At 42.3% G+C, this 2,769-nt stretch carries 3 protein-coding genes; all 3 read right to left on the reverse strand.

Going from position 1 to position 2,769, the window contains the following annotated elements:
- Positions 1-555 precede the first annotated feature (555 nt).
- Positions 556-996, reverse strand: coding sequence for a hypothetical protein (locus NBG71_RS18590; protein WP_069368859.1), 441 nt, complete (start codon positions 994-996; stop codon positions 556-558).
- Positions 997-1,633: 637 nt separating this feature from the next.
- Positions 1,634-2,278, reverse strand: a complete 645-nt coding sequence (locus NBG71_RS18595; RefSeq protein ID WP_012634451.1) for a quinolone resistance pentapeptide repeat protein QnrD1 — start codon at positions 2,276-2,278, stop codon at positions 1,634-1,636.
- A gap of 174 nt (positions 2,279-2,452) precedes the next feature.
- On the reverse strand, positions 2,453-2,769 hold a 317-nt coding region (locus NBG71_RS18600; protein WP_210847385.1), incomplete at its 5' end, for a hypothetical protein.

Raw genomic sequence — 2,769 nt, forward strand, 5'->3', positions numbered from 1 at the left:
GCCGAAACGAAATGACACGCCCCAGCGATGGCAAGTGAACCCCAGTGAACGTGTTTCGTTTTGGGGGCAAAGCCCCCCGTCAAGCGAAGCGTCTGACCACCACATTTTTGAGCGACCAAATACAGGGGCGAAAAAAGGGGGTGGTCAGACGAACGCAGTGAGTTTGACGGGCTTGGGTGAATGGTTTTTTTCTCAGGCGTCCAGCCGAAGAAAATAGCCAGAGGGCGGAGCCTTATGTCATTCATTTTCGTCCAGAAAATGAGTGGCATTGATACTGAAAGTATCATGGGGTGCAAGTTAGTAAAACTATGATTCTACCCATTATTTCACCCGTTATTCTGCCCGTTATACCTAAATTGGGTGCAATAACGGGTAAAGTAATAGGTAGAATAACAGGTGGATTAATGGGTAAGAAATAACACAACGTCATCTTGTGTCTATCTATTATTCTGTATCTTATTCTATGTATTATTCTACCTATTACAGACGAAATAGATAAAATAAGAGATAGAATAATAGATAGGATAATACATAAAATAATAGGTAAACCTAACGTCAGCGCACCTTTTCTTCGAGCTGTTTTAGCATCGAAAAATCACCTAATAACCGTTGATTTTTACCTGTGAAAAAGATGATCGGACTGACATTTGCATTATCAATACTTCGGCTTAACTGAATTCCCATCGCCTGATAATCATCATCGTTTGTGCAATGGTATAACGCTAAAACAAGCTGACATTGTTCTGGAGTTCCGCATTCTATTGCCCAGCGGATCAACTCCGAAAAGGTCAATCCGTTCGGTTTCCAGTGTTTTTTATGCCGTAACGCTAACGCCTTAAATTTTTCACGCCCTTGATTATATTTTTCTGCCCCGATCACCGGATCTTCACAACGAACCCCTTGAACCGGTCGCTTATCAAATGACAATTCCCATAAATTTAATTCTTCGATGTATTCGTAATCTTCTGGCGATGCCAAACGAAATAATTGAGACATAGAGACACCCTCCGATCATGTGTGAACGGAGACAGTATAAGGCTTTCGAGAAATTCCGCTTCCTCGACGTGAAACAAGTTCACGCCTTGCGGCGAGCGTTGCGAATTGAATTTATGAGGTTTACCAAGCTCCAGATGTAACAAAGCCCCGTGACAGCATCACAGGGCTCTGGTACTCTAAATCTTGTGCATTCGTTGCTCAGATTAGACGTCGCAATCCAATCTTAGCAACGTGAGAGGCGCTTGTCACGTTCTCATTAAATACCAGCCAACGACATTAACCCAAATGCACCACTTGATTGACTCGGACTTAGCCCGGTCTCCGAAAGGATAAACAGGCAAATTGTGGTAGTAAAACGTACCGGAAAACGAAATTCCGGCTCTACCTCCGAATCACGCTGCGGTATCGAAAGATTACAGTGCGTACCTGATAAGAGCACCAATCAACGGACTAGGGATTTCTTGGATTGCGAAGTGTCGAAAGAAGCCCAACCTAACCAAACTTAGCCAGATTAACGAGCTAAGAGACCATGACCCAATAACTGATCATGGAGAAAAGCAAAGACAAGATGAAGATGTCGCTTCGCTCCGTTTTGATTAGTACCACATTGGGGCATTAGGCGTTTTTTACCTAGATTTTATCGGTGAACAATAACACCTAAACTCTCAACAAGCTGAAGCGCCTGCTCTCCATCCAACTTCACTCCATCTAAATTAATTCGCCTTGCATCAAGCTCGCCAAGCGCCCCACCCGTTAAATCACAACCAGTAAAATCAGCCAAAGACCAATCAAACGATGAAAACTCCCCACAAGAAAGATCGGAGCCACGAAACACGGCGCCAGTTATCACAGTGCCATTCCAGCGATTTTCCCACAGTTCGCACTTTTCTAATATGACTCTAGAAAAATTAGCGTAACTAAGATTTGTCTTGGTTATATAAGCACTACAAAACCATGACCTTGTAGTTATCATATTCATAAAATTAGCCCCTCGAAAATCAGCTCCTTGAGCTAAACACTCACTAATTTCAAGACCTAAGGCGCTAATGTTTTTAAAATTACTCATTGATAAATCGCAGCTTTTAAAGCTAGCGTTTTTTAGTTTGGCTCTATTAAAATCACACCCTTCCAAGCTATTCCTGTCGTAAAAACTACAATCAACAAATTCAGTATCAGTTAAATCAACCCCTGAAAAATCACAATTTGAAAAGGCAATATTTTTAACTCTATTCCCCGTAAATTGATCTCGTGAAAACTTTTCATTGATAAAGTGCTTTTCCATACATGCTACACCTGGTTATTTATACAGTGTAATCATTGTACATTAATTTGAACAACCTTAAACTCTAGCTAAAATTGATTCATACAATCCCTTTTATGTTAAACGGGCGAGTTAGTTAGCAAAAACCGCCCGTTCATCCCCATTAAAGCCCCTCGAAACGATTTTAAGACACGATCACCCTATAAAACACCCAAATCTACGCTGAAAGTTTAGAACGGTTTTGCGGGCTTCTGAGTGCGTTTTTAACATCGTGCAAACTGACAAGTAAAACGATGCGAAATCGCTGAAAGTCACAAACTTGTTTTGTGGCAAGAAGCGATTTGACCAACCGAGTAAAACGAGGGCGGTAGGCTTTTTGTTTTTATCCTGATGAGCGTCCAGCGAAGAAAGGGAAAAACAGGGGGAGCCGAAACGAAATGACACGCCCCAGCGATGGCAAGTGAACCCCAGTGAACGTGTTTCGTTTTGGGGGCAAAGCCCCCCGTCAAGCG

This window comes from Proteus sp. FZP2095 (assembly GCF_023701425.1).
Classification (GTDB): Bacteria; Pseudomonadota; Gammaproteobacteria; order Enterobacterales; family Enterobacteriaceae; genus Proteus; species Proteus cibarius.